Here is a 22,010-nt window from a genome sequence, read left to right as displayed (position 1 = left end):
GTGATCGATCCGGAGGAACCCTCGTGATGTCGGCCAGCCACTACGCCTATCTCGGTCCCGAGGGCACCTTCACCGAGGCCGCCCTGCGCACCCTCCCGGAGGCCGCCACCCGCGAGCTCGTCCCCATGGTCTCCGTCCCGGCCGCGCTCGACGCCGTCCGGGGCGGCGAGGCGGCGGCCGCGCTGGTGCCGATCGAGAACTCCGTGGAGGGCGGCGTCACCGCGACGCTCGACGAACTCGCCACCGGCGCACCGCTGATGATCTACCGCGAGGTGCTGCTGCGGATCGCGTTCGCGCTGCTCGTCCGGCCGGGGACGCGGCTGTCCGACATCAAGACGGTGACCGGGCACCCCGTGGCGCAGCCGCAGGTGCGCAAGTGGCTGGCCGCCCATCTCCCGGACGCGCAGTGGGAGTCGGCGGCGTCCAACGCGGACGGCGCGCGACTGGTGCGCGACGGCCGCTACGACGCCGCGTTCGCCGGGGAGTTCGCGGCCCCGACGTACGGACTGGAGTCGCTGGTCACGGACATCCACGACGCGCGGAACGCGGAGACCCGCTTCGTCCTGGCGGGGCGGCCCGCGCGGCCCGCGGCACGGACCGGCGCGGACCGGACGTCCCTGGTGGTCTGGCTCCGCGACGACCACCCGGGCGCGCTGATGGAGCTGCTCCAGGAGTTCTCCGCGCGCGGGGTCAACCTGACCTGGATCGAGTCGCGGCCCACGGGCGAGGGCATGGGACGCTACTGCTTCTCGATCGACTGCGAGGGGCACATCGGCGACCGCCGGGTGGCGGAGACGCTGATGGGTCTCAAGCGGATCTGCCCGAACGTACGGTTCCTGGGTTCGTATCCGCGCGCGGGCGCCGAGCCGGGCGGGGTGCCGCAGACCGCGGTGCGGCCGGGGACGGCGGACGCCGACTATGTGGCGGCTGCGGAGTGGCTGGCGCGCTGCCAGGACGGCCGGGCCTGACGGAGGCGGGGCACGGTTCTCCACAGGGTTATCCACAACCCTGGGCCATTCTGGGGATAAGTCGATAGAACGAGGCATCCGAATGGGTTACGAATCGGTCAACGTCGACAAATCTCTCTAGTAATCCACCGGGTCGTCCACAGCCCCGGCCACCGCCCTCGACGGCCGTCCACCGCCCACCCGTCACCCCAAAGGCCTCGAACAACCCTTTAGTGAAGGTGATCTCCACCCGAAAGAGCGCCCATGCAAGGTTTATCCGCTAGGGCACCGCTAAAGGGCGATCGATAACGAAAACAAGCGGAGGATCCAGTTCCGATATCCACAGATTTCCCACACACCCTGTGGACAAAGAACCGGAAGCAATGCCTCCTGTGGACAACCTCCGGGCCCAACTCCCGCCCTCCACAAGGCTGCTCGGCGCCGCGTCCCGTCCGATAACGGCGCTTCGCCCGCATTCGTCATTTTCGGACGACGATCGACCGCGACGCATTCCGCACGTTCCGGGGACCCTCTCGGGACGACAAAGGATCATTACAGAACAGGACAAACCCCACCGAAGGGGAATATCGCGTCGAGTGATCGCAGCACACAACGGTAGCCTGGTGGGGTGATTGACCTTCGCCTGCTTCGTGAGGACCCCGACCGTGTGCGCGCCTCCCAGCGCGCCCGTGGAGAGGACGTCGACCTGGTCGACGCGCTGCTCTCCGCCGACGAGCGGCGCAGGTCGTCCGGCGTCCGCTTCGACGAACTCCGCGCCGAGCAGAAGGCGCTCGGCAAGCTCATCCCCAAGGCCACCGGCGACGAGAAGGCCGCGCTGCTGAAGAAGGCCGGCGAGCTGTCCGCCGCCGTCAAGGCCGCCGACGCCGAGCAGGACGAGGCCGCGGCGGAGGCCCAGCGCCTCCTGCTGAGCATCGGCAACCTCGTCCACCCCGACGTGCCGCGCGGCGGCGAGGACGACTTCGTCGTCCTGGAGACCGTGGGCACCCCGCGCGACTTCGCCGCCGAGGGCTTCGCGCCCAAGGACCACCTGGAGCTCGGCCAGTCGCTCGGCGCGATCGACGTCGAGCGCGGCGCCAAGGTCTCCGGCTCGCGCTTCTACTACCTGACGGGCGTCGGCGCGCTCCTGGAGCTCGCCCTCGTCAACGCGGCCATCGCCCAGGCCACCGCCGCCGGCTTCACCCCGATGCTCACCCCCGCGCTGGTCAAGCCGCGCGCCATGGAGGGCACCGGCTTCCTCGGCCAGGCCGCGCAGGACGTCTACCACCTGGAGAAGGACGACTTCTACCTGGTCGGCACGTCCGAGGTGCCCCTCGCGGCGTACCATATGGACGAGATCATCGACGCCGACCGGCTCCCGCTGCGGTACGCCGGTTTCTCCCCCTGCTTCCGCCGCGAGGCCGGCACCTACGGCAAGGACACCCGCGGCATCTTCCGCGTCCACCAGTTCGACAAGGTCGAGATGTTCTCGTACATCGCGCCGGAGGACGCCGAGGCCGAGCACCAGCGGCTCCTGGACTGGGAGAAGCAGTGGCTGACCAGCCTGGAGCTGCCCTTCCAGGTGATCGACACCGCCACCGGTGACCTGGGCTCCTCCGCCTCCCGCAAGTTCGACTGCGAGGCGTGGATCCCGACCCAGGGCAAGTACCGCGAGCTGACCTCGACCTCCAACTGCAACGAGTTCCAGGCCCGCCGCCTGTCCGTCCGCATGCGCGACGGCAAGAACGTCCGCCCGCTGGCCACGCTCAACGGCACGCTCTGCGCGGTGCCGCGCACCATCGTCGCGCTGCTGGAGAACCACCAGCAGGCCGACGGCTCGGTCCACGTCCCCGAGGTGCTCCGGCCGTACCTGGGCGGCCGCGAGGTCCTGGAGCCGGCCGCCAAGTGACCGCCACCCCGCCGCCCTACCGCCTGGTCGCGACGGACCTCGACGGGACGCTGCTGCGCTCCGACGAGACCGTCTCCGACCGCACCCGTGCCGCCCTGGCCCTCGCCGGGGCGGCGGGAGCCGCGCACCTCGTCGTCACCGGCCGCCCGGTGGCCTGGTGCCGGCACATACTCGACGCGCTGGACTACCGGGGCCTCGCGGTGTGCGGGCAGGGCGCGCAGGTCTACCACGCGGGCGAGCACCGGCTGCTGACGTCGGTGACGCTCGACCGGAAGCTGGCCGCCCTTGCCGTCGAGAAGGTCGAGGCGGAGACGGGCCCGCTGCACCTGGCCGCCTCCCGCGACGGCCTGGACGGCGAGCTGCTCGTCACGCCCGGGTACCGGATCCTGGAGGGCCCGCGCCCGCCGGTGCCGGTCACGGACCGGTCCGAGCTGTGGGCGGAGCCGCTCAACAAGCTCTACCTCCAGCACCCCGACCTGGACGACGACGCCCTCGCCGAGGCCGCGCGGACGGCCGCCGGGGGCCTCGTCGACGTGACGATGGCGGGCGCCGGCATCGTCGAGCTCCTGCCGCTCGGGCTGAGCAAGGCCACCGGCCTCTCGCTGGCCGCGCGCCGCCTGGGGGTGAAGGCGGCGGACACGATCGCCTTCGGCGACATGCCCAACGACGTCCCGATGTTCGCCTGGGCCGGCCACGGCGTCGCCATGGCCAACGCCCACGAGGAGCTCAAGGCCGTCGCCGACGAGGTCACCGCCTCGAACGACGAGGACGGCATCGCCGTGGTCATCGAGCGGCTCTTCGCCACGGCGCGCTGAACGCACCGAAGTCCCAGGGCGGCAGGCCGCGCACCAGCGGCCCGCAGCCCAGGCCGACGAGCACCGCGATGGCGTGCCCGATGTCGGTGTACGTGGCGCCGGTCAGCAGGGGCGTCACGAAGAAGAGGACGAGCCCGGCCAGCCAGGCCCAGCGCCAGGGCCGCGGCACCCGGTAGCTCAGCAGCCCGGCGGCCGCGGCCAGCCCGTACGAGACCCCGATGTCGACCACGTGCTTCATGGCCCGCGGCGCCGTGTGGTGCTCGATGGCCAGCAGCAGCGCCTCCTGGCTGATCAGCGTCGCCGCGATGTGCGCCACGCCGACCGTGAACAGCCAGCGCAGGGTGCCGGCCCAGCGCTCCACATTGGCGTGGACCAGCTCGAAGAGCACGGCGTAGAGCAGGAACGAGGAGGGGCTCTCGATCCAGAACCCGCTGATGAGCAGCGACTGGAGCGGGTGCCTGGTGAGCTCGTGGATGTTGCTGCTGGTGCGGTGGAGGAGGAAGGTCTCCAGTCCCTCGCTGGCCGCGGCGATCACCAGGCTGGTGATGCCGATGATGAGCAGCCAGATGTGCGTACCGGGGGACGACCGGACCCAGGCCCGGGCCAGGGCGATCCCCCGCCCGTACCGGCGTTCCACGGTTCGACGGTAACCGACGGGGGACGCCGGCGCCGGGCGGGCCGTGAAGCCCGTCCGGCGCCGGCGTCCCCGGCCGGAGTGCGAGGACCGAACCCGGTGTGCGAGGACTACCGCGTCGGGGCCGCCTTGCGGAGGCGCTCCCTCCGGGGAAGGGGCGTCCGCTCTCCGCGCGGGGTCCGCAGCAGGGCGACGACCGTCACCCCCACCACCGTCATGACCCCCGCGATCGTCCACGACACCGTGTGCCAGGCCCCCGTGAACTCCCCGGCCAGGTAGGCGTGGTCCGGACCGTCGAGGTGGCCGGACGCGACCCGGCCCGCCAGCTCGCCGGACCCGAGCCGCCCCTGCAGCAGGCTCAGCAGCCCCGCCCCCAGCACCGTGATCATCAGCGCCTGTCCGCCGCCCCGCACGGTGTTGAGGAACCCCGCGGCGGTCCCCTCCCGCCCGGGGGCGACGGCGTTCATCGCCTGGCCGTCGATGATCCCGTTCGCCAGTCCCGTCCCGGCCCCGATCGTCAGCAGCGGCCCGGCCAGCAGGCCGGCCCCGGCTCCCGGCGTCAGCACGGTCAGCCAGGCGTTGCCCGCCGCCACCAGCCCCATCGCCACGGCGATCACCAGTCGGGCGGGCACGCCGCGGTTCACCAGGCGCGCGCCCAGCAGCGGCAGGAAGAGGACGGGAGCGGTCAGCAGCAGCATCGTCGTCCCCGCCTCGCCCGAGGAGAGGCCGTCGACGCCCTGGAAGTACGTCGGCAGATAGGTCAGCGCCCCGGCGAAGCCGACGGCCCCGGTCAGGCCGGCCAGCGTCCAGGCCAGGTAGCGGCGGTCGCGCACCAGGGCCAGGTCGAGCACCGGGTGCGCCGAGCGGCGCTGCAGCACGGCGAACGTCACCAGGAGGAGGGCACCGCCCCCGAAGGCCCCCAGCACCAGCGGGTGGGACCACCCGTTCTGCGGCCCCTGCGTCACTCCGGTCATCAACAGCCCCAATGCGGCGATGAACGTCACCGCGCCGACGGCGTCGAGCCGCGGCCGGGCCGCGGCCCGCGACTCGGCGACGAACAGCGTGCCGCCCAGCAGCACCGCGCCCACCACCGCGAACACCAGGAACGCGGCACGCCAGCCGAGCGCGCCCACCAGCGCACCGGACAGGGTCGGCCCGGCCGCGAGGCCGATGCCGCCCACCGTGCCCAGGGCGGCGAACGCCCGGGTGCGGGCGGCCCCTTCGAACGTGCCGGCCAGCAGCGCGCCGCCGCCGGCCATCACCCCGGCCGCCCCGAGCCCCGCCAGGACCCGGGCCGCGTCCAGCAGCAGGACGCCGTCCGCCGTCGCGCCCATCGCGAGGCCGGCGGTGAAGAACAGGGCGCCGACGCGGTAGACGCGGCGGCGGCCGAAGGCGTCGGCCAGCGAACCGGCGACCAGCATGAAGCTGGAGGCCGTCAGGAAGTACCCGGTGATCACCCATTGCAGGGGCGCGCCCGAGGCGTCCAGGTCGGCGCCGATGTCCGGGAGGGCCACCGTGGTGCCGGACATCGACATCGCGAGGGTGAGCATCCCGAGGAGGACGAGCCCCAGCGTGGCGGCCGGGCGGGAGCGGGGAGCGGCGGTCTCGTTCATGGCACCGACGCTAGGAACCGGGCCCGTACCGGCACATCTGTCGGACGACCTGGTCAGGGCCCCGTCGTCCCGGCCGGAGAACCCGGTAGTCCTACAGATGTGCCGGTACGGGCCGCGCCCGTAGCGTCGTCGACGTCAGCACCGACCGGCCGTCACCGGCCCAACTCCCGTCGCTCGTGAGGAAATCCCCATGGACACCACCGCTCCCCTCCGCCTCGCCGTCATCGTCGGTTCCACCCGCGAGGGCCGCTTCGGCCCGGTCGTGGCCAACTGGTTCGCCGAGCGCGCCCGGGTCCACTCCGGTCTGGACATCGACATCATCGACCTTGCGGAGGTGGACATTCCGCTCGTGCTGTCCGGCAGCCCGTCCCCCGGGGTCGCCGCCATCACTCCCCGGCTCGCCGCCGCCGACGCCTTCGTGGTGATCACGCCCGAGTACAACCACTCGTACCCGGCCTCGTTGAAGGCCGCGATCGACTGGCACTACACCGAGTGGCAGGGCAAGCCCGTGGGCTTCATCTCCTACGGCGGACTCGCCGGGGGCGTGCGCTCCGTCGAGCACCTGCGGCCGGTCTTCGCCGAACTGCACTCCGTCACGGTGCGGGAGACGATCAGCTTCGCCATGGCCTGGGAGAAGTTCGACAAGGACGGGAAGCCGCTCGACGCGACCGCGGTGAACGGCGCCGCCAAGCGCCTGCTCGACCAGCTCCTCTGGTGGGGCCACGCCCTGCGCGACGCCCGCGGGCGGATCCCGTACGCGGCCTGACGCCTGCCGCTCCCCCCGCGCTGACCAGCGGTTACCGTGAGGCCATGCTCCATGGACGCACCCGTGAGACCGCCGCGCTCGACCAGCTCCTCGCCACCGCCCGCGCCGGGCGCAGCGGGACGCTGGTGCTCCGCGGCGAGGCAGGCATCGGCAAGTCCGTTCTGCTCGACCACGCCGCCCGGACCGCCGAGGAGGCCGGGATGCGCGTGCTGCGCGGCACGGGCATCGAAGCGGAGGGTGAACTTCCGTTCGCGGGGCTGCATCTGATGCTCGCCGGAGCGCTGGACCGCGTCGACGGCCTCCCCGAGGCACAGGCCGCGGCGCTGCGCTCGGCCTTCGGCCTGGCCTCCGCCGCCGACGGGGGCGACCGCTTCCTCGCCGGACTCGCCGTACTCACCCTCCTCGACCAACTCGCCGAGGAACGGCCCCTGTTGTGCCTGGTGGACGACGCGCACTGGCTGGACCGGGAGTCGGCGAACGCCCTGCTGTTCGCGGCCCGGCGGCTGAACGCCGAGCCGGTCGCCGTCGTCTTCGCCGCCCGCGACGACCACGCCCCGGCCTTCCCGGCCCCCGGCATTCCCGAACTGCGGCTGGCCGGGCTCGATTCCGAAGCCGCGAGCGCGCTGCTGGCGGAGCACGCCGCCGGTCTGCCCCGGCACGCCCGCGACATCGTCCTCAAGGAGGCCGCGGGCAACCCGCTCGCCCTGTGCGAACTGCCCACGGCCCAGCGGGAGGAGGAACGGTACGCCTCCCCGTACGGCATCACCGCCCTGCCCCCGCACAGCAGACTGCTCCGGGCCTTCTCCACGAGCGTCGCCGCACTGCCCGAGCCCACCCGCGCCCTGCTGCTGGTCGCCGCGGCGGCCGGCACGGCCGGTCTCGACACCGTCCTGGCGGCCGCCGAACGCTTCGGCGCGACCCTGGACGACCTCGAACCCGCCGAACAGTCCCGGCTGTTGCACCTCGCCGACGGCGCACTCGTCTTCCGGCACCCCCTGGTGCGGACCGCCGTCTACCAGGGCGGCACGGCCGGCCGGCGGCTCGCCGTGCACCGGGCCCTGGCCGACGTCCTCGACGGCCGGCCGGGCGGGGCCGACCAGCGGGCCTGGCACCTCGCCGCCGCCGGGACCGGCCCCGACCCGGTGGCTGCGCGGCTGCTGGAGGAGAGCGCCGAACGCGCCCGCGCGCGCGGCAGTTCGAGCACCGTCGCCGCGGCGTACGAGCGGGCGGCCGCGCTGACCCCCGACGACGGCGGCCGGGGCCGCCGGCTGACCGCCGCGGCACGCGCCGCCGCCGACGCGGGGCGGCTGGACCAGGCCGAGGAACTGGCGGTCCGGGCCATCGCCCTGACGGACGGGGACGCCGACCCGGCCGCACACGCCGCGGCCGTGCTGGTCCGGGCCGAGGCCGCCGACGAACAGGGCCGCTCCCGCGACGCCCACGCCCTGCTCACCGAGGCCGCCGAACGGCTGCTCGCCGGACCGGCGCCGGACACCGCGGGCCCGCTCCTCCTGCGGGCCGCGCACGCCGCCTGGCACGCCGGCGACCAGGCCGCGCTCGACGCGGCGTCGGCCCGGGCGGCCGGGCTGCGCCTGCCCGGGGCGGACCGCGTCGCGGCGCTCGCCCGGCTCGCGGCCGGCCAGCACCGGTGCGACGGGGCCGCCCCGGCCGACGGGGCCCGCGCCGTCCGCGAACTCATCGGCGCCGCCGGGGAGTCGGCGGCCGACGTGCGCGAGGCCGTGCAGCTGGGCTGGTGGCACCTCTTCCACGGGGACCTGGCCGCCGCCCGCGACCTCGCCGAGGCCCTGGAGCGGCAGTGCCGCGAACAGGGCGCCTTCGGCGTCCTGGGACTGGTCCAGATGCTCCTCGCCCGCACCCAGCTGCTGCTCGGCCTGCACCGGGAGGCCCTGGCCACCGCGACCGACGGGCTGCGCACCGCCGACGACACCGGCCAGGCCCGCGTCCGCGTCCACCTGGCCACCGTGCTCGCCCAGCTCGCCGCGGTCCGGGGCGATGAGGAGGGCTGCCGCGCGCTGACCGCCGAGGCGCTCGCCCTGGGCATCGCCCCCGGCACCGTGCACGCCGCCGGGGCGCTCAGCCTCCTCGACCTGGGGCTCGGCCGGCCCGGGGCCGCGCTCGACCGGCTGACGGCCGTCGTCGCCGCCCCCGACCGGCAGGGGGTCATCGGCGCCCTCCCCGACCTCGTCGAGGCGGCCGTCCGGCACGGCCGTCCCGAGCCGGGCCGCTCCGCGCTCGACTGGTACGAGCAGCACCTCACGGCGCACAGCCGCAGGCCCTGGGCCGAGGCCGTCGCCCTGCGCTGCCGGGCGCTGCTCACCCGGGACCCCGAGGAGGCGGAGGCGCTGTACGCACGGGCGGTCCGCCGCCACCACGAAGGCACCGGGTCGGCCTTCGAGCGGGCCCGCACCGAACTGCTGCACGGCGAGCACCTGCGGCGGATGCGCCGCACCGGGGACGCGCGGGCGCGGCTGCGGTCGGCGCTGGAGACCTTCGAGCGGCTCGGGGCCGGGCCCTGGGCCGAGCGCGCCCGCGCGGAGCTGCGGGCCGGGGGCGAGAGCCTCGTCGCCTCCGGCGCGCCCGCGGGCCCCCTGGACCTGCTCACCCCCCAGGAGCTCCAGGTCGCGGGCCTGGCGGCGCAGGGCCTCAGCAACCGCGACATCGGGGCGCGCCTCTTCATCAGCCCCCGGACGGCCGGCTACCACCTGTCGAACGTGTACCCGAAGCTGGGGATCACGTCGCGCAGGGAGCTGAGCGGAGTGGGCCTGTAGGGGGTTAACAGAGGGTTTGCCCGTATATCTGTCGCCCGAGGGCGACATCGGGGGGCAGTTGTAGGATGACTGGGCAACCGGGCACCCGAGACAGCAGGAGGCGCAGCCGACATGGCCCTGCGAGCCGCAGGACGGCAGTCCCTCGTGGACACCGTCGTCGAACAGCTCCGCACCCAGGTCGCCGCAGGCGAATGGCGCGTGGGCGAGCGCATCCCGACCGAGCACGCCCTCGCGGAACAGCTCCAGGTCGGCCGCAACACCGTCCGCGAGGCCGTCCGCGTCCTCGTCCACGCCGGGATGCTCCGCTCCCGGCAGGGCGAGGGCACCTTCGTCGTCTCCACCGCCGACCCGGCCGAGGTCATGCGCGGCGTGCAGCGCGCCGGCGTCCGCGACGTCCTCGAACTGCGGATCGCGCTGGAGGCGGAGGCCGCCCGGCTCGCCGCCACGCGCCACGAGCCCGCCGACCTGCGGCGGATGCGCGACGCCCTGGAGGCGCAGACCGCCTTCGAGGACCCCGAGGGCCAGCCGGACTCCGGGACCCTGGAGCTCTACGCCGACCACGACGTCGAGTTCCACAAGGCCGTCGTGGAGGCCGCCCACAACACGGCCCTGACCGCGACCTACAGCTGGTTCAGCAGCTCCGTGCGCGAGGCCCTGCTCACCGCGCTCGGCGACCGGGACATGCCGCGCATCATCCACGGCGACCACCACGCCCTCATGGAGGCCATCGCCTCCGGCGACCCCGACGCGGCCGCCCGGGCCGCCCGGGCCCTCCTCGAACGCCCCAAGCAGGCGGTCGAATCGCTGCTCGCCGAGAACTGACCACCACCCCGCACCCCACGGGAACGCACCACCGGAAAGGCACCCGCATGTCGGAAACGAGGCCCGAGACGCCCCTCATATCCCCGTCCACGACCTCCCTCGTCGCCGCCGAGGAACCCTCCTCGGCGGCACCGGCCCCCGCCGGGGCCCGCGCCCTGCGCGCCCACCCGGCGCTGGTCCTCGCCGGCATCCTCCTCGCCTCGCTCAACATGCGGGCCGCGCTCGCCGGGGTCTCCCCGCTCGTCGGCGAGATCAACGACCACTTCGGCCTCGACTCGACCGCCAGCAGCCTGGTCACCACGATCCCGCTGGTCTTCATGGGCCTCGGTTCGATCGTCGCGCCCCGGCTCGCCCGGCGCCTGGGCACCGAGACGGTGCTGTGCGCCGCGCTCGTCCTGCTCTGCGGCGGCATCCTGCTGCGCGTCGCGCCGCCCGTGGTCACGCTGTTCGTCGGCGGCGCCCTGGTCGGCACCGCGATCGCCCTGCTCAACGTTCTGATGCCGGGCCTGATCAAGCGCGACTTCCCGGAGCGGGCGGCGAGCATGACCGCCCTCTACTCGACCGCCATGATCCTCGGCGCCACCGTCTCGGCCGCCTGCGCCGTGCCCCTGGAGAAGGCTCTCGGCGGCTGGCGGGGCTCGCTCGCCTCCTGGTCGCTGCTCGCCGCCGTCGCGGTGATCGTGTGGATCCCCCAGGCCCTGCTCGCCCGGCGCGGGGGCCACCACGCCGCGGCACCGGCGGCCCGGCAGCCCGCGGCCGACGCCCCCAACCTGCTGCGCTCCGGCCTCGCCTGGCAGGTCACCCTGCTCATGGGCACGCAGTCACTGATCGCCTATGTGTGCATCGCCTGGATGCCGACGGTCTTCACCGACAACGGCATGGACAAGAGCACCGCGGGCCTCGTCTACGCCTTCTACACACTGGTGCAGATGGCCGGTTCGTTCGTGGTGCCCATGCTCGCGGGGCGCATGCGGCACCAGCGGCTGCTGGCCGTCGGCGTCGTGGTGCTCATGGCCGCCGGTACGACCGGACTGCTGCTCGCCCCCGCCGCCGGGGCCTGGGTGTGGGCCACGATGATGGGCGTCGCCCAGGGCGGCACGCTCGGCCTCGCACTGACCCTGATGGTGCTGCGCACCCGTGACGCGCACACCGCCGCCCGTCTCTCGGGAATGGCCCAGACGTGGGGCTATCTGCTCGCCTCCGCCGGGCCGTTCGTCGTCGGCGCGGTCCACCAGGCCACCCATGGCTGGTCGTTGCCGATCGGGATCCTCCTTCTGGCCTGTGTGGCCCTGGTGTTCCTGGGGCTCGGCGCCGGTCGCGACCGGAAGATCTGAGCCCGTCCGTCCCGCTGCCGCGCGGGGGAGGTCCCGGGTCTCCGGATCACTCCTCCCCCGCGAGCGTCAGCCTGCGCAGCCGCTCCCCCGCGTACCAGGCGGCCGCCACCGTGACGGCCGCCAACAGGCCCAGGCCCACCGGCAGTCCGACGTCGGAGGTGATCGCCCCGGGCGCCCCGATCCGCTCGGCGATCGACAGCGCCCACTGCTGCACGCTGAGCGTCCGCGCTCCGGGTATCAGGCTGCCGAAGAGCGACTCCCAGACCAGGGCGTAGACCAGGCCCGCGACGACGGCGTGCCGGGTGACCGTCCCGAGCAGCAGGAAGACGGCGCTGTAGGCGACGGAGGCGGCCGCCGCGGCGACCGCGTAAGCCATGGCGATCTGCTGACTGTTGCCATTGAGCAGGAGTCCGGCCAGCAGGGTGGGGACGGCGGAGAAGACGACGGTGACCCCGGTCGCGACGATCAGCTTGGTGAGGACGATCGTCGGCCGCTTGACCGGTTTGGCGAGCAGATAGACGACCGAGCCGTCGTCTATCTCGGGCCCTATCGCGCCCGTTCCGGCGATGACGCCGATCAGCGGCACCATCGTGGCGAGCGCGAAGCCGCCCAGCACCTTGGTGGCCGTCTCGTCGTCGGGCCCCGTCAGCAGGCGGATGGCGGCCGCGATGATCAGCAGCAGGGCGGGGAGGGTGAAGAGGACGGCTGCGCGACGGCGGCCGAGGAGCCCCCGATAGGTCAGCCGGGCGACCGTCGGGTGGTAGATCTGGTACATGGATTCCGGCGCCTCCGTTCAGGCCGAGACGAGGTAGGAGAAGACCGATTCCAGGGACTCGTCGGAGGGCGAGACCGTCAGGAGCCGGATGCCGTGGGCCCGGGCCACGGCCGGCAGCAGGGTGGTGAACCGGCCGAAGTCCACGGCCTGGACGCGCAGGGCGCCCTCCTGGACGTCGACCTCGATGCCCGCCGTCGAGGGATCGGAGATCAGGGCCGCCGCCAGGGCTCGGTCGTCGCTGGAGCGGACCAGGTAGCGGTGCGGGCGGTTGGTCATCAGCCGGCGGATCTTCCGGAAGTCGCCGGAGGCGGCGTGCCGTCCGGCCACCACGACCTCGATGTGGGCCGCGAGCTGCTCGACCTCCTCCAGGATGTGCGAGGAGAACAGCACCGTGCGCCCGTCGGACCCCATCCGCCGCAGCAGATCCATCAGTTGCATCCGCTGGCGGGGGTCCATGCCGTTGAAGGGCTCGTCGAGCAGGAGCACCGAGGGATCGTGGACCAGGGCGGAGGCCATCTTCACCCGCTGCCGCATGCCCTTGCTGTAGGTGGCGATCCTGCGGTCCTGCGCGTACTCCATCTCCACCGTGGCCAGAGCGCGTCGGGCCGCCGAGGCGGGCAGCCCATGGAGCTCGGCGTTGGCCCGGACGAACTCCAGGCCGGTGAGGAAGTCGTACATCGCCTCGCGCTCGGGGACGAGGCCGATGTGGCGGTAGATCTCCTCGTTGCCCCAGATCACCGTCCCGTCGAGGGTGACCGTGCCGCTGGAGGGGGCCAGGAAGCCGCCCATCATGTTGATGAGGGTGGACTTTCCGGCGCCGTTGGGACCGAGCAGCCCGGTGACGCCGGGGCCGATGGTCATGGAGACGTCGTTGACGGCGACGACATTGCCGAACCAGCGGGAGACGCCGTCGATGTGGATCTCTGTCACAGCCCGGCCCTCCGGTAGCGGGCCATCAGCAGGCCGTAGGAGCCGGCGACGGCGCCGAGGACGACCAGGAGGTAGAGCGCTCCGGCCCCCGCGCCCGGACCGTGGCCGCCCGGGAAGGCGGAGGTGGCCGAGAGGAAGGCCGTCTGGACGCCGTCGATCAGGGTGACCGGCGAGAACAGGCCGAGCCAGGCGATGATGTCGGTGTTGTCGCGGGCGAGGGCGATGCCCTGGACCGTGCTGACAGCGCCGTAGGAGATGGTGAGGACCGCGATGACGGCGGCGACGCCGAAGCCGCGGCGCGGTGTCAGGGCGGCGACCACCAGGCCTATGCCGGCGAAGAAGAGGGACAGCAGAGCCACGGAGACCAGTCCTTGGGCGAAGGCTTTCGTCTGGGCGGCGAAACCCATCTTCGCCAGCAGGGCGCCGGCGTAGAGGATCACCAGGGGCGTCGCCGTCAGCAGGAACAGCGCCGAGGCGAGCGCGGCGAACTTGGCCACCACGTAGTCGACGCGCTCGACCGGCCGGGAGAAGTACAGCGGGACGGTCCTGAAGCGCAGGTCGCGGGAGACCGACTGGGGCGCCTGGGCGGCCAGGAAGAGGCCGATGACCGCTTGGAGCAGGATCGCGTAACGCGTGTACTCCACGGGCAGCTTGGTCATCTTGGTGGCGACGGCCACCGCCACGATGATCGCGGCCGGCACGCACATCACACCGAACAGCGTCATCGGCAGGACCTTGGACTTCGCCGAGCGGCCCAGCCCATAGGCACCGCGCAGGCTCTGCGAGTACAGCGCGCGGCGGGCATACCCGCGGCCCAGGCGGGGGCCGGTGTAATCCCGGTAGCCGATGTTGTGGATCACGCCCTGTGCGGGCGCGGCGGTCGTCTCAGGCGGCATCGGAACTGCCCCATTTCTGCGCGCTGTTGTCGGGCGTGGCGCCGGGGGAGCGGAAGACCTCGGCGATGCGGTGCCGGCGCGGCTCCATGCGCACCAGCCCCAGGCCGAGAGCGGCGACCGCGTCCCGCACCAGGTCGTACGTCGCGTCCCCGGCGACGTCGACGAGCAGCACGGACCCGGCGCCGGCCGCCGCGAACTCCCCTTCGCCCGCGGCCGGCTGCACCGTGAGCCCCGCGGCCACGAGCGCCGCGGACAGCGCGGCCGTGCCGTCGGGGTGGGCGTCGGTGTCCGTGACCTCGACCGCCAGCGAGCCGGTGGCCTGGGTGAAGTCGCTGGTGGCGGAGGAGCGCAGCAGCTTGCCGCCGTCGATCACGACGACGTGGTCGCAGGTGCGCTCCAGCTCGCCGAGGAGATGCGAGGTGACCAGCACCGAGATGCCGAAGTCGGTGTGGATGCGGCGGATCAGGCCCAGCATCTCGTCGCGGCCGACGGGGTCGAGGCCGTTGGTCGGCTCGTCCAGCAGGACCAGGCGCGGGTCGTGGACCAGGGCCTGGGCCAGCTTGACCCGCTGCTTCATGCCCGTGGAGTAGCCGCCCATCGGGCGGTAGCGCTCCTCGTAGAGGCCTACGTGGCGCAGGGTGTCCGCGGTGCGCTCCCGGGCGGCGGTCAGCGGCAGTCCGGACATCCGCGCCATATGCACGACGAACTCCGTGGCGGAGACGTCGGGCGGCAGGCAGTCGTGCTCCGGCATGTAACCGACGCGCTCGCGGATGGCCGCGCCCTCGGTCGCGACGTCCAGGCCGAGGACCTCGGCACGGCCCTCGGTGGCCGGGGAGAGCCCCAGCAGAATCTTGATCAGCGTGGACTTGCCCGCGCCATTGGCACCCACCAGCCCGGTCACTCCGGGAGCGATGTCGATGGAGAGCCGGTCCAGCGCGGTCACCCGGGGGAACCGCTTGCCGAGGCTTTCGGTGGCGATCACAGTCACGTCTTCGACGGTAGTGGCGCCGGGCGCGGAAATCGTCAGCCCGGATGAGGGCTTGCGCGTAGTCCTCGGGTCTGACCCACCCGTAGGGGACGGGGCCGAAAGTATGGGCACCCGCGGCCGGTCCGGACGTCCCACCCCTTGACTCGGCCTCCGGTCATTGTCACATTCATCAGTGGCAACTTCCCTGCGGTGGACAGGTGGTTGGGCATGGACAGTGATCTGCGTGGATTCCGGGACGTGCAGCGTCTGGCGTACGACTGCGCCGAGGCCGTCGCCGCACAGCTCCGCCCGGGCGTGACCGAGCACGACGCGGCCCGGATGCAGCGGCAGTGGCTGCGCCGGCAGGGGGTCCGCGACTGGTTCCACCTGCCCTTCGCCTGGTTCGGGGACCGGACGGCCTTCACCGGCTTCCGCGTGCCCACCCAGTTCTTCCCGACCGGGCGCCGGCTGGAGCCGGGGATGCCCTTCATCCTGGACCTCGCCCCGGTGCACCGGGGGTTCACCGCCGACGTGGGCTACTCGGGCTGTCTCGGCCCGAACCCCCTGCACACCCGGCTGGTCGAGGACCTGCGCGACCATCGCGACCTGATCCTCCGCGAGGTGCGCGAGCGGCGGCCGCTGCGCGAGATCTACGAGGACGTGGACCGCCTCATGATGCGGCAGGGGTACGTGAACCGTCATCGCGCCTATCCCTTCGGAGTGATCGCGCACAAGGTCGGCCGGGTCGCGGAGCGCCGGTGGTCGCCGCACCTCTTCGGCTTCGGCACCCAGGCCCTCAAGGGGCTGGCCTCCGACCTGCTCCACGGCCACCGGGAGGGCTGGTCCCCGCTGTGGAGCCCGCACCGCCGCTCCGACCACCCGCCCAGGCCGGGGCTGTGGGCGGTGGAACCGCATCTCGGATTCCGGGGCACGGGGGCCAAGTTCGAGGAGCTCCTCGTGATCACCGACTCCCGCGACCCCGGGGAGAGCGCGTTCTGGCTCGACGACGATCTGCCGCACGTGCGGCACGGAGAGGGGAGAACCGGACGATGACCGCCTTCGGCAAGGGGATCGAGGGGGCCCGGGAGCGCTGGGTGCACTCGGGCGGGGTCGAGCTGTGCGTCGCCGAACTGGGCGACCCGGACGGCCCCACGGTCGTGCTGGTGCACGGCTACCCCGACAGCAAAGAGGTGTGGTCGGAGGTCGCCGTGCGGCTCCGGGACCGCTTCCACGTCGTGCTCTACGACGTGCGCGGCTGCGGCCGCTCCACCGCCCCCCGGCCGCTGCGCGGCGGGTTCACCCTGGAGAAGCTCACCGAGGACTTCCTGGCCGTCGTGGACGCGCTGAGCCCGGACGCCCCGGTGCACCTGGTGGGCCACGACTGGGGCTCGGTGCAGGGCTGGGAATTCGCCACCTCCCCCCGCGCCCAGGGCCGGATCGCCTCCTTCACCTCCGTCTCCGGCCCGTCGCTGGACCACTTCGGGCACTGGCTCAAGGAGCGCGCCGCCCGCCCCACCCCGCGACGGGCCGCCCAACTCCTGGGCCAGGGCGCCAAGTCCTGGTACGTGTACGCCCTGCACACCCCGCTCCTTCCCGAGGCGGCCTGGCGGGGGCCGCTGGGGAAGCGCTGGCCGGCGGTGCTGGAGCGGTTCGAGAAGGTGCCCCGGGGCCCCTACCCCACCGCCTCGCTCCCCTCGGACGCGGCGCACGGCGCCTGGCTCTACCGCGACAACGTCCGCTCCCGGCTGCGCCGTCCACGCCCCGACGCCTACGCCCACGCCCCCGTGCAGCTGATCACCCCGACCGACGACGCGTTCCTGTCCGAGCGGCTCTACGACGGCCTGGAACGCTGGGCCCCCGGACTGGTGCGGCGCAGTCTGCGGGCCGGCCACTGGGTGCCGCGCACCCGTCCGGGCCAACTGGCCGAGTGGATCGCCGCGTTCGCCACCGCGCACCAGGAGCGCACGCCCGCCCCCGCGCACCGCCGCACCCGCCGCGACCGGTACACCGAACGCTTCGCGGGCCGCCTGGTGCTGGTGACGGGCGCGGCGAGCGGCATCGGCCGGGCCGTCGCCTTCGCGTTCGCCGGGGCCGGGGCCCGGATCGTGGCGGTCGACGTGGACGCGGAGGGCGCCGGGCGGACGGCCGAACTGGCGCGGCTGAGCGGGGCGCCCGAGGCCTGGGCCGAGTGCGCCGACGTCTCGGACGAGCGGGCCATGGAGAAGCTCGCGGCCCGGACGGCCGCCGAGTACGGGGTGGTGGACATCCTGGTCAACAACGCGGGCATCGGGGTCTCCGGACCGTTCCTGGAGACCCCGGCGGACGCCTGGCGCAAGGTCCTGGACGTCAATCTGTGGGGCGTGATCCACGGCTGCCGGATCTTCGGCAGGCAGATGGCCGAGCGCGGGGAGGGCGGCCACATCGTCAACACCGCCTCCGCGGCCGCCTTCCAGCCCTCCCGCGCCCTCTCCGCCTACAGCACGTCCAAGGCGGCGGTGCTGATGCTGAGCGAGTGCCTGCGCGCCGAACTGGCGGGCCGGGACATAGGAGTCACCGCGGTCTGCCCCGGCCTCGTGACCACGGGCATCACGGCCGCCACCCTCTTCACCGGCGTCCCGGAGGAGGAACAACGCCGACTGCGCGAGCGGACGACCCGGCTCTACGGGCGCCGGAACTACCCGCCGGAGCGGGTCGCCGACGCCGTCCTCAGGGCGGTGTACGAGGACCGGGCCGTCGTACCGGTGACACCGGAGGCCCACGGCATGCGCCTCGCCGCACGCTTCGCCCCCCGGCTGCGGCGCGCCGTCGCCCGGATCGAGCCCCGGGTCTGACCGCCCCGGCCGAGGCCCACATCGCAGGAGGAACCCCCTATGACCGACGGCTACCGCATCGCGCCCCGGCGCGTGAGCTTCGACTGGCGCGAGACCCCGCTCCACTGGATACCGGACGAGCCGACCGCCACCCACGTCATCAACGTCCTGCACCTGCTGCTCCCGGCCGGCGAGCGGTGGTTCGTCAAGGTCTTCAAGGAGGCCCTGCCCCTGGTGCGGGACGAGGCGCTGCTCAAGGACGTCAAGGGCTTCATGGGCCAGGAGGCCACGCACAGCGTCCAGCACTCCTACGTGCTCGACCACCTCGCCCACCAGGGCCTGGACACCACCGCCTACACCCGGCACGTGGAGTTCATGTTCGACGTGCTGCTGGGCGAGCGCCCGCCGTTCGGCCTGCGCGTCTCCGACCGGGCCTGGCTGCGCTTCAGACTGTCGGTGGTGGCGGCGACCGAGCAGTTCACCGCCGTGCTGGGCGACTGGGTGCTGCGCGCCGACGCCCTCGACCGGAGCGACCCGGACCCGGTGATGCTGGACCTGCTGCGCTGGCACGGGGCCGAGGAGGTCGAACACCGCGCGGTCGCCTTCGACATGTACCAGCACTGCGGGGGCGACGAACCCCGGCGCTACGCCCGCCGTCTGCTGGGCATGGCGATCACCGCGCCGGTGCTGACCTACCTCTGGGCGGCCGGCGCGTCCTACCTGATCCGCCACGACCCCCGGCTCGCGGGACGGCTCCGCTACACCCTGGGCCGTCACAACAAGGCCGTCGACAAGGGACTGCTGCCCACCTGGCGCGAGCTGGGTGCGGCGATCCCCCGCTACCTCAGGCGCTCGTACCATCCTTCGCAGGAAGGGTCGTTGAGCAAGGCCGTCGCCTACCTGACGGTCTCTCCGGCGGCCCGTGGCGCGGGGAGCGGCACAGGGGGCGCGGCCGCCTCGTGAGCCGTCCCGGCGGTGACGGCCGTCCCGGTGGTGACGGGTGAGGAGCGACGCGTGACCGAACAGCCGGCGTACCGGATCGAGGACCTGGCCCACCGCAGCGGGGCCACCGTCCGCACCATCCGCGCCTACCAGGACCGGGGTCTGCTGCCCAGGCCCGAACGCCGGGGCCGGGCCAATGTCTACGGGGACACCCACCTGGCGCGTCTCCGGCAGATCGGCGGCCTGCTGGACCGCGGTTACACCCTGGCCAGCATCAAGGAGCTGCTCGACGCCTGGGACACCGGCCGGGGCCTGGGCGGGGTCCTCGGCCTGGTCGCCGAGGTGGACGGACCCTGGACCGACGAACGCCCCGTGCGCGTCGGCCGCGCCGAGCTGGCCGGGACGTTCGGCGGACCGGACGAGAGCGCCCTGGGGGAGGCCGTGGAACTGGGCGTCCTCGAACGGCTGCCGGACGACCCGGACACCTTCCTGGCCCCCAGCCCCCGGCTGCTGGCTGTCGCGTCCGAACTGCGGGAGGCCGGCGTCCCGTTGGAGGCCGTCTCCGCGCATCTGAGGGAACTGCGCGCCCAGGTCGAGCACATCGCCGGGCGTTTCCTCGACTTCACCACCGAACACGTCTTCCGTCCCTATCTCGGTCATCCGCCGAGCGACGAGGCGGCCGACCGGGCCGCGGCCCTGGTGCGCCGACTGCGTCCGCTCGCCCGGCAGACGGTGGACGCCGAACTCGCCCGCGCCATGCGGACCCTGGCCGTCCACCACCTCCGCACCCACCTCGAGGAGGCCTTCGCCACCGGTCCGGCCGACTCCGACGGCGGCCCCGGGACCCCCCTCGGGCCCGACGGCCCCGGCGCCCGGAGCGCCCCTCTCCCCGTACCTGCCCCCGGACCGACCGCCCCCGACGACGGGTGGGCCGAGGTCCGCCTGCCCTCCGCCACCGTCCGGGAGATCCGCGCCCTGGTGGGCCCCGGCGACGGTGACCTGAGCGCGTTCATCGCCGCCGCCGCGGAACGCGAGGTCCGGGCCCGCACCATGGACGCCCTCGCCTCCCGGGGGCGGCAACATCAGCGGTCCTCCAGCCAGTTGCCGTGGAATCCGTAGGGCACACGCTGCGGCAGGTGGATCACGGCGACCGGAGGTGCGGCCAGATCGTCCGCGTCGAGAACCACCAGATCGCTGGTGTCGCTCCCGGCGTCGTGGACGTAGGTGAGCAGCCACCCGGGTCCGCCCGGCCGGTCGTCGGCCGGGGCGAACGACGCCTCGGCCGGAGTGCGGCCCGGGCCGAAGATGTGCCGGGCCACCGAGCCCGTCCGCAGGTCGTAGCGGAGCAGCGCGCCCGCGGGGGCCGGCGAGGAGGGGCTGTCGGCGACGGTGACATGGCCGTACCGGGCGACCCGACCGGCGAGGCGGTCGTCGATGCGCGGGAACTCACAGCGTTCGTCGTCGAGTTGCTCCTCACGGACCGTTCCCGTCGCGAGGTCGAGCGTCCATCGCCAGAGGGAGCCGTGGGCCGGGCCGAGGCCGGGGGCCGCGAAGTGCGGGTAGCGGACGACGTGCAGGACGATCCGCTCGCCGTCGGCACCGCTCTCGTCATGGGCGTTGAGCGCGTGGAAGACGTAGCAGGGGTCGATGGGGAGCCAGCGCACCTCGCCGTAGGGGTCGTCCCGGCGCAGCACGCCCAGCCTCGCCCCGTGGCCGGGGTCCCAGGCGTAGGGCATTCCGCCACCGGGTCTGCGGGCCCGCCCGGCGTCGAAGACCACGGGCAGGTCCATGAAGACGACATGGCCTGCGGTGAGATGGAAGTCGTGCATCATCGTGTGGGCCGGGACGTCCACCGGACGGCTGACCTCCAACTCGCCGTCGGCGGACGCCCGGTGGTATGTGAGGAAGGGGGCGTCCGTCCCGCCGTAGCCGAAGAAGTGAAGCTCCCCCGTGACGGGGCAGGTCTTGGGGTGCGCGGTCATCGGGGTGAGCAGCCGCCCGCCGAAGTCGTGGACCCCGACGGTCTCCAGCTCGCGCCCCGGCCGGCAGTCGACCTCGTAGGGAAAGGACGATTCCACCAGGGCGAGGGTGCGCCCCGCATGCCGCACCACATGGGTGTTGGCGGCGCCGGCGGTGAGGCCGACCCCGCCCCGCCCGTCATGGATCCGGGCGCCGTGGGTGAAAGTCGAGGTGCGCACCCAACGATTGCGGTAGGAAGTGGCCCGGCCGCCCTCCAGGCGCACTCCGTGGATCATGCCGTCGCCGAAGAACCAGTGGCCGGAGGCGGCGTCCTGAGGGTTGGGGCCGTTGCGCAGATACCAGCCGCGGAGCTCGGGCGGGAGCGCTCCGGTGACGGGGAGGTCGTGGGCGGTCAGCTCTTCGGCGACCGGTGCGAAGTTGCCGGCGAGATGAGCGGGGGCGGTTGTCATGACGTGCTCCTTCGGAGGTGCTCGTGACGGGGGAAGGGCCGGGGGAAGGCCGGGATCGAGCGGGCTGCCCGGAAGGCGTCACCGCGCGGCGGCCCGGCGGGCGCGCATGGTCTCCACGTAGCGACGGGTGAACGCCACGGGCAGGACGAAGCCGGCTATCTGGACCAGCTGGGAGGCCACGCTGCCGAGCCCGGCCGCGTGAATGGCGACCACGGAACCGGCGGTCACGGTGAAGGCGGTGGCCCAGGCGCTGGTGATCACGGTGTTCATCCGGCGGAAGAAGGGCATCTCCCACACGACGGGCGGGGCCTGCCGCTTGGCGATGCCGGTGGTGAACGGACGCCCGACGGCCACGGTGCCCCAAGCGGTGAGGGCGAGCCAGCCCAGGGAGAAGGCGCCGGAGTACCCCCAGAGGGGACAGTGGGGGAAGGCAAAGGCCAGGCTGGTGAAAGCGGCGAAGAAGAGCACCGAGCTGCCGTCCAGGACCAGCGCTCCGGCGGGCGTGCCCGAGCGGAGCTCGTTGGCCAGCACCCCGACGGCGACGACCAGGCCGGCCGCCGCGCCCCACTGCAGGCTGTACGACGAGGCGACCGCGAAGGCGATCCAGGCGATGAAGCCGCGCAGGTAGTCCATGG

Annotated in this window: 19 protein-coding genes; 11 read left to right on the top strand and 8 right to left on the bottom strand. The window is 73.4% G+C overall.

Annotated features, from left to right (window positions below; all coding sequences use genetic code 11):
* Window positions 1-26: 26 nt before the first annotated feature.
* The 3 genes from pheA to AB8735_RS19915 all read left to right on the top strand — a co-directional run bounded on the left by pheA (window position 27) and on the right by AB8735_RS19915 (window position 3,668).
* On the top strand, window positions 27-968 hold the full coding sequence (pheA, locus tag AB8735_RS19925) for a prephenate dehydratase (protein WP_372408660.1): 942 nt from the start codon (window positions 27-29) through the stop codon (window positions 966-968).
* A gap of 607 nt (window positions 969-1,575) precedes the next feature.
* On the top strand, window positions 1,576-2,853 hold the full coding sequence (serS, locus tag AB8735_RS19920) for a serine--tRNA ligase (protein WP_344019064.1): 1,278 nt from the start codon (window positions 1,576-1,578) through the stop codon (window positions 2,851-2,853).
* Window positions 2,850-3,668, top strand: a complete 819-nt coding sequence (locus tag AB8735_RS19915) for an HAD family hydrolase (RefSeq protein ID WP_372408659.1) — start codon at window positions 2,850-2,852, stop codon at window positions 3,666-3,668. The genes serS and AB8735_RS19915 overlap by 4 nt, the downstream gene beginning before the upstream one ends.
* Here the strand turns inward: AB8735_RS19915 and AB8735_RS19910 are convergent.
* Window positions 3,637-4,305 (bottom strand): rhomboid-like protein, encoded by a 669-nt coding sequence (locus tag AB8735_RS19910; RefSeq protein WP_372408658.1) that lies wholly within the window; start codon window positions 4,303-4,305, stop codon window positions 3,637-3,639. The two genes, AB8735_RS19915 and AB8735_RS19910, sit on opposite strands and share 32 nt — an antisense overlap.
* Before the next feature lie 107 nt (window positions 4,306-4,412).
* On the bottom strand, window positions 4,413-5,915 hold the full coding sequence (locus AB8735_RS19905; protein WP_372408657.1) for an MFS transporter: 1,503 nt from the start codon (window positions 5,913-5,915) through the stop codon (window positions 4,413-4,415).
* A gap of 190 nt (window positions 5,916-6,105) precedes the next feature.
* Here AB8735_RS19905 and AB8735_RS19900 point away from each other — a divergent pair, with 190 nt between their 5' ends.
* The 4 genes from AB8735_RS19900 to AB8735_RS19885 all read left to right on the top strand — a co-directional run bounded on the left by AB8735_RS19900 (window position 6,106) and on the right by AB8735_RS19885 (window position 11,626).
* A complete protein-coding gene (locus AB8735_RS19900; RefSeq protein ID WP_372408656.1) occupies window positions 6,106-6,681 on the top strand; it encodes an NADPH-dependent FMN reductase in 576 nt (191 codons plus the stop codon).
* A 44-nt stretch (window positions 6,682-6,725) separates the two neighbouring features.
* Entirely contained in the window at window positions 6,726-9,470 is a 2,745-nt protein-coding gene (locus AB8735_RS19895) for an AAA family ATPase (RefSeq protein ID WP_372408655.1), read from the top strand.
* 111 nt (window positions 9,471-9,581) lie between these two features.
* Window positions 9,582-10,292, top strand: a complete 711-nt coding sequence (locus AB8735_RS19890) for an FCD domain-containing protein (RefSeq protein ID WP_344029004.1) — start codon at window positions 9,582-9,584, stop codon at window positions 10,290-10,292.
* 47 nt (window positions 10,293-10,339) lie between these two features.
* Window positions 10,340-11,626 (top strand): CynX/NimT family MFS transporter, encoded by a 1,287-nt coding sequence (locus AB8735_RS19885; protein ID WP_372408654.1) that lies wholly within the window; start codon window positions 10,340-10,342, stop codon window positions 11,624-11,626.
* A gap of 46 nt (window positions 11,627-11,672) precedes the next feature.
* Here AB8735_RS19885 and AB8735_RS19880 read toward each other — a convergent pair whose 3' ends face one another.
* The 4 genes from AB8735_RS19880 to AB8735_RS19865 are packed head-to-tail and all read right to left on the bottom strand — an operon-like array spanning window position 11,673 to window position 15,209.
* A complete protein-coding gene (locus AB8735_RS19880) occupies window positions 11,673-12,392 on the bottom strand; it encodes an ABC transporter permease subunit (RefSeq protein WP_344029065.1) in 720 nt (239 codons plus the stop codon).
* Window positions 12,393-12,419: 27 nt separating this feature from the next.
* Window positions 12,420-13,331 (bottom strand): ABC transporter ATP-binding protein, encoded by a 912-nt coding sequence (locus AB8735_RS19875; RefSeq protein WP_344028998.1) that lies wholly within the window; start codon window positions 13,329-13,331, stop codon window positions 12,420-12,422.
* A complete protein-coding gene (locus tag AB8735_RS19870; protein ID WP_372408653.1) occupies window positions 13,328-14,227 on the bottom strand; it encodes an ABC transporter permease in 900 nt (299 codons plus the stop codon). Before AB8735_RS19870 ends, AB8735_RS19875 begins: the two co-directional genes overlap by 4 nt.
* The gene (locus AB8735_RS19865) at window positions 14,217-15,209 is read right to left on the bottom strand and encodes an ABC transporter ATP-binding protein (RefSeq protein ID WP_344029062.1); all 993 of its coding nucleotides are present in this window, start codon (window positions 15,207-15,209) and stop codon (window positions 14,217-14,219) included. The genes AB8735_RS19870 and AB8735_RS19865 overlap by 11 nt, the downstream gene beginning before the upstream one ends.
* Window positions 15,210-15,422: 213 nt before the next feature.
* Between AB8735_RS19865 and AB8735_RS19860 the strand changes: the two genes are divergently transcribed.
* From AB8735_RS19860 to AB8735_RS19845, 4 genes are read left to right on the top strand one after another with little or no spacing between them, the layout of a single operon-like run.
* Complete coding sequence (locus AB8735_RS19860; RefSeq protein WP_372408652.1) at window positions 15,423-16,247, top strand: M24 family metallopeptidase; 825 nt, start codon at window positions 15,423-15,425, stop codon at window positions 16,245-16,247.
* Complete coding sequence (locus AB8735_RS19855; RefSeq protein ID WP_372408651.1) at window positions 16,244-18,025, top strand: SDR family oxidoreductase; 1,782 nt, start codon at window positions 16,244-16,246, stop codon at window positions 18,023-18,025. The genes AB8735_RS19860 and AB8735_RS19855 overlap by 4 nt, the downstream gene beginning before the upstream one ends.
* Before the next feature lie 39 nt (window positions 18,026-18,064).
* A complete protein-coding gene (locus AB8735_RS19850) occupies window positions 18,065-18,967 on the top strand; it encodes a metal-dependent hydrolase (RefSeq protein ID WP_344028987.1) in 903 nt (300 codons plus the stop codon).
* A gap of 51 nt (window positions 18,968-19,018) precedes the next feature.
* The gene (locus AB8735_RS19845) at window positions 19,019-20,065 is read left to right on the top strand and encodes a MerR family transcriptional regulator (RefSeq protein ID WP_372408650.1); all 1,047 of its coding nucleotides are present in this window, start codon (window positions 19,019-19,021) and stop codon (window positions 20,063-20,065) included.
* Here the strand turns inward: AB8735_RS19845 and AB8735_RS19840 are convergent.
* Both AB8735_RS19840 and AB8735_RS19835 read right to left on the bottom strand, forming a co-directional pair.
* Window positions 20,029-21,375, bottom strand: a complete 1,347-nt coding sequence (locus AB8735_RS19840; protein ID WP_372408649.1) for a carotenoid oxygenase family protein — start codon at window positions 21,373-21,375, stop codon at window positions 20,029-20,031. The genes AB8735_RS19845 and AB8735_RS19840 overlap by 37 nt on opposite strands.
* A 78-nt stretch (window positions 21,376-21,453) precedes the next feature.
* Window positions 21,454-22,008 carry a hypothetical protein gene (locus tag AB8735_RS19835; RefSeq protein ID WP_344028978.1) on the bottom strand — a complete coding sequence of 185 codons (555 nt, stop codon included), beginning with the start codon at window positions 22,006-22,008 and terminating at the stop codon, window positions 21,454-21,456.
* Window positions 22,009-22,010 lie beyond the last annotated feature (2 nt).

The sequence above is a fragment of the Streptomyces luteireticuli genome, assembly GCF_041519305.1.
Taxonomy (GTDB): domain Bacteria; phylum Actinomycetota; class Actinomycetes; order Streptomycetales; family Streptomycetaceae; genus Streptomyces; species Streptomyces luteireticuli.
This window is presented reverse-complemented; position numbering and strand designations above follow the sequence as displayed.

What these genes read in the sequence shown, in the direction of transcription:
- AB8735_RS19855 (WP_372408651.1), top strand. Translation starts at nt 16,244, where the DNA reads ATGACCGCCTTCGGCAAGGGGATCGAGGGGGCCCGGGAGCGCTGGGTG.
- AB8735_RS19870 (WP_372408653.1), bottom strand. Translation starts at nt 14,227, where the DNA reads ATGCCGCCTGAGACGACCGCCGCGCCCGCACAGGGCGTGATCCACAAC.
- AB8735_RS19840 (WP_372408649.1), bottom strand. Translation starts at nt 21,375, where the DNA reads ATGACAACCGCCCCCGCTCATCTCGCCGGCAACTTCGCACCGGTCGCC.
- AB8735_RS19835 (WP_344028978.1), bottom strand. Translation starts at nt 22,008, where the DNA reads ATGGACTACCTGCGCGGCTTCATCGCCTGGATCGCCTTCGCGGTCGCC.
- AB8735_RS19895 (WP_372408655.1), top strand. Translation starts at nt 6,726, where the DNA reads ATGCTCCATGGACGCACCCGTGAGACCGCCGCGCTCGACCAGCTCCTC.
- AB8735_RS19900 (WP_372408656.1), top strand. Translation starts at nt 6,106, where the DNA reads ATGGACACCACCGCTCCCCTCCGCCTCGCCGTCATCGTCGGTTCCACC.
- AB8735_RS19885 (WP_372408654.1), top strand. Translation starts at nt 10,340, where the DNA reads ATGTCGGAAACGAGGCCCGAGACGCCCCTCATATCCCCGTCCACGACC.
- AB8735_RS19850 (WP_344028987.1), top strand. Translation starts at nt 18,065, where the DNA reads ATGACCGACGGCTACCGCATCGCGCCCCGGCGCGTGAGCTTCGACTGG.
- AB8735_RS19890 (WP_344029004.1), top strand. Translation starts at nt 9,582, where the DNA reads ATGGCCCTGCGAGCCGCAGGACGGCAGTCCCTCGTGGACACCGTCGTC.
- AB8735_RS19860 (WP_372408652.1), top strand. Translation starts at nt 15,423, where the DNA reads ATGGACAGTGATCTGCGTGGATTCCGGGACGTGCAGCGTCTGGCGTAC.
- pheA (WP_372408660.1), top strand. Translation starts at nt 27, where the DNA reads ATGTCGGCCAGCCACTACGCCTATCTCGGTCCCGAGGGCACCTTCACC.
- AB8735_RS19905 (WP_372408657.1), bottom strand. Translation starts at nt 5,915, where the DNA reads ATGAACGAGACCGCCGCTCCCCGCTCCCGCCCGGCCGCCACGCTGGGG.